Origin of the sequence: Desulfonatronospira sp. (genome assembly GCA_003563255.1) — a bacterium.
In the GTDB taxonomy this organism is placed as follows: Bacteria; Desulfobacterota; Desulfovibrionia; order Desulfovibrionales; family Desulfonatronovibrionaceae; genus Desulfonatronospira.
Map to the genome: position 1 here is coordinate 1 of PWSL01000350.1, position 4216 is coordinate 4216.

The 4216-nt window shown below is 49.6% G+C and carries 3 protein-coding genes; all 3 read right to left on the reverse strand.

Translation table 11 applies throughout. From position 1 onward, the window contains the following. Positions 1-412 precede the first annotated feature (412 nt). Genes QZP87_RS10195 through argB form a run of 3 tightly spaced genes read right to left on the reverse strand, consistent with a single transcriptional unit; the run spans position 413 to position 3656 of the window. On the reverse strand, positions 413-1129 hold the full coding sequence (locus QZP87_RS10195) for a rhomboid family intramembrane serine protease (RefSeq protein WP_291322816.1): 717 nt from the start codon (positions 1127-1129) through the stop codon (positions 413-415). Between the two features lie 5 nt (positions 1130-1134). Continuing rightward, the gene (gene coaE, locus QZP87_RS10200) at positions 1135-2730 is read right to left on the reverse strand and encodes a dephospho-CoA kinase (protein WP_291322817.1); all 1596 of its coding nucleotides are present in this window, start codon (positions 2728-2730) and stop codon (positions 1135-1137) included. Between the two features lie 47 nt (positions 2731-2777). After that, entirely contained in the window at positions 2778-3656 is an 879-nt protein-coding gene (gene argB / locus QZP87_RS10205) for an acetylglutamate kinase (RefSeq protein WP_291322818.1), read from the reverse strand. Between the last annotated feature and the right edge of the window lie 560 nt (positions 3657-4216).

Here is a 4216-nt window from a genome sequence, read left to right on the forward strand (position 1 = left end):
CTTTACGTACAAATCTTCCATTTTGAGCATAACAACTCCTCGTGTATGCGTTGATTGGTCCTTGTTTGCGAATATTTGCAATTGTTTGACTGTAACCGTTGTAACTTCTCAATAATTCCGGACAGCATTCCTGGATACCGGCTTCCGCCGGTATGACATCACAATGCAACGACCTGTTTTCATTCGTCATTCCGGCGAAGCTTGTCCCGGGCTTGAACCGGGAGCCGGAATCCAGGTATTTTCTTAGTGTAAGATCGCCAGGAGTTATTGAGAAGTTACTAACCGTTCAGGGGTCCTCAATGGTGAGTCTGGTGCCGGCAGTCACCATCGAGGACCCTCTGATTGGTTACCACTACAGATCCCGGAGTTTTGTGATACACTATCGCAGTAATCTTGATGTTGCTGGAATTTATTACAGGTAAAATTCGTCTTTTTTTCTTTGTGCCTGAAAACAATAATAACACCTTTTATTGTCCTTGAAAAGAGACAACAGCAGAATACCGGCAAGAAACCCCCCGGCATGTGCCCACCAGGCCACTCCTGAGCCGGAGGCGATAATATCAGCCCATATTGCGGATACAACCTGAATAATAAACCAGAGGCCTAGAAAAATCACTGCCGGAATCTGGATTACAAAAATCGGGGGGATAAAAGTAACAACCCAGGAATGTGGATAAAGAAGAAAATAGGCCCCCATAACTCCAGCTATGGCCCCGGAAGCACCCACTACCGGTACAGGGGAACTCAGATTGAAAATCATGTGCGCTCCCAGGGCCGCCACTCCACACACAATATAGAACAGTAAAAATCTCAGAGAGCCCATAACGTATTCAATGTTTACAGCAAAAATCCAGAGCATCCAGCTGTTTATTATGAAATGCCAGAATCCGCCATGCAGAAACATGTAGGTGATCAGGGTGTAAAAACCTACTTCCGGATAGCCCATCCATGCAGCCCATTCAGGCTGGGTGAATCTAGCCGGCACTAGACCGTATAGATGAAAGACTCTGTTAAGCTGCTCCGGGCTTAGACTGATGGTGTATAAGAAGATGAGGGCGTTCACCCCGATGAGGCCGATCACTGTGTAGGGCCTGTAAACATTAGGTATGCTGTCTTTTAAGGGTATCAAGTCGTTTAAGCCATTGCTTTTATATGTTGCAGAAGTATGCGCGCATTTTTTCTCCTGAGTCCCTGCAGCAGCCTGTCAAGGGCTGCAGCTCGCTCTCTGATCCTGTCTTTTTCCTGACTGTTATCCAGAAGCAGTTGGCAGCGTCGCATCTTCTCAGGCTGGGGCAACTGCAGCTTGTCAAGACGCTCAAAAACTTCACCGGTCCATCCCCTGTCTGCATAAATCCTTTGTCTGCGCAGAAAATCCGGGCAAAAGACCCCGACATTCAGGCAGTCTTGCTCAGCCATACCGGACTCAAACCATAAGGGAACCTCGGCCAGGGCCAGGCGTCTATCACTATGCTTCGCCCAGAATTCCTCCAGCCTGCTTTGCACCAGGGGATGCACCAGATGCATGATTTCTTCCATGAGTAAGGGCTCCTGGATAACTGCTGCCATGAGCATCTTCTTGTCCACCGGCTGGTCATCATCAGGCACAAACCGGCTTCCAAAACGCTTTTTCAGCATCACCCATCCATCGCGGCCAGGCTGATATAAATCTGAAACACTTTCATCAGCACTGAAAACAGGATACCTTCTTTGCCTGAAGTATTCCATTACAGTACTCTTGCCGCAACCGGCTGAACCGGTTATGATCACTTTTTGACATTTTCTGTCAAGCCATAGCATTGAGCGTATAAAGTCTCCGGGCATTGCAGTACTGAATTCCAGCCACTGGCCACTGACCGGATGGCGAAAGCCAAGACGCCAGGCATGAAGCAGCTGTCTTTTTGCCAGCCTGGGCAGAAACCTTTTTTTTAAGCCTGCCCTGCTCCATTCAGTCCCGCCATAAACCCTGTCTCCTGCCACGGGGTGGCCCGAATGGGAAAGATGCACCCGGATCTGATGAGTGCGTCCGGTCAAAATCTTTACCTCAAGAAAACTGTACAATCCTTGAGGGTCGCGTTTCAGAACCCGGAAGGAGGTTCTTGCAGCACGTCCTTCCCTGTAGACCGCCATGCGGGTTTTGTTCTGAGGGTCCCTTCCCAGGGGTAATTCCACCCTGCCCTGATCCTTCTGCACTAAACCCCACACAAGGGCCAGGTATTTCTTGTCTACCGTGCGCCTGGCAAACTGCCTGGAAAGGTCTTCAGTCGCCTCCTGGTTCAAAGCCGACACCATCAGCCCAGTGGTGTCCTTGTCCAGCCTGTGTACTATGCCGGGTCTTTGTTTATCAGCCTGCATTGTAAGACCCGGACACTTATGCAGGAGATAATGAACCAGTGTAGGCCTGGTATCCGAGCTGGATGGATGCACGCTTAGATCTGCAGGTTTGTTGACAACCACTATATCCCGGTCCAGGTACACTATATCCAGCTTCCCGGGTACCGGCTCCAGGTCTTTGCTCTGATCCGGCAAGTTAATCTGGACCCTTTGACCGGCCGCCAGTCTCTGGGAAGGCTTCAAACATGTCACCCCATCCAGAAGAACCCGACCCTGCCGTATCCAAGCCTGTATTCTGGCCCTGGCAGGTGCCGGTTCCGGAAGATTTCTTATTATATGCCGATCCAGCCTTTCCCCAGACCGGGAATCATCTACCCGCAGCGACAGCTCATGAAGCAATACCTGGTTCTCCAATGACCGGACCTTATCAGTGGCAGGCAAAGCCTTTACAGCACGACTTCTGTGCCTATGCCGCCCCTGGTAAAGATTTCAAGGATAATGGAATTTTCAACCCGGCCGTCGATTATATGTGCCTTTTGTACCCCCTCTTCCACACATTCCATACAGCACTTGAGCTTGGGAATCATGCCTCCGGCAATCGCCCCGGATTCCATTAGCTGGGCCGCCTGCCTGCGTGTCAGACTGGAGATTATTTCTCCTGAAAGGTCCTGAACTCCTGCTACATCGGTCAGGAGTATCAGCTTTTTGGCTTTAAGGGCCGAGGCCATTGCTCCAGCTACTGAATCGGCGTTAATATTGTATGTTTCCCCGTCTTCATCAACTCCCACCGGAGCGATTATTGAAATAAAACCCCTGGCCTGAACCGCCTGGATAAGACCGGTGTTTATGTTTACCACCTCTCCCACCTTGCCCAGGTCAATTATCTCAGGCGGTGCGTCCTTTCTGTTAATGACCATCTCCATCTTGCGGGCCAGGATAGTGGGGCCGTCCTTTCCTGACAAACCCACGGAGCGCCCTCCGTTTTGATTGATAAGGCTGACTATTTCCTTGTTGACTTTTCCCACCAGCACCATTTCCACCACGTCCATGGTAGCCTGATCCGTAACCCTCAATCCCTCGCGGAACTGGCAGTCAATACTGAGCTGCTGCAGCATCCGCCCTATCTGGGGACCTCCTCCGTGGACTATAACGGGATTCAGCCCGATATATTTCAGAAGAATGATGTTCAGGGCGAAACTTTTCTTAAGAGAAGCATCAGTCATGGCATGACCGCCATATTTGACCACCACTGTCTCCCCGTAAAACTCCCTGATATACGGCAGGGCCTCCAGAAGAATCCTGGCCTTAAAGGCTTCGCTTTCCATACGCCTCCTTGCACCCCCGGCGGCTGTTCCAGCACTTGTCCTGGGTAACCATTCACAGGGTCCTCGGTGGTGATTACCGGCACCAGGCCCTAAGCACTGTCCCCCGATAAGTAATGATTATCACTACAGCGAAACTTATAAAACTTTTCAACCTGTCTAAATTGGGGACAGGCACTTTTGCCGGTTGCTAATTTGCTGGACAGTCAAAAGTTTTTTGTAACCATTTATTTTTATTAGCTTTTTTGGCAGCTCAACATGTCTTTCGGGCCAGACCAGATATCTATCTAAATTTATTGACTTTATTTCTTTCAACCAGGAACTTCGAACTCTCAAGTAATTTGCAAATGCTTCAAAAATTCGGCGGCAAAAGAGCCAGTCCCCGGAGGTCAATAAATAAGTTTCGCTGTAGTGTTATGCAGTTTCACAAAATTTCGCGTATGGTATCTGTTTAGCGCTTTTAAGGAAAGCAGGGGACAGGCACTCCGGGACCCACTTGAGCATCATTTTGTGCTTAAAACATCTCATTTTTTGGGACAAGTGGGTCCCGGAAGAGCCAGTCC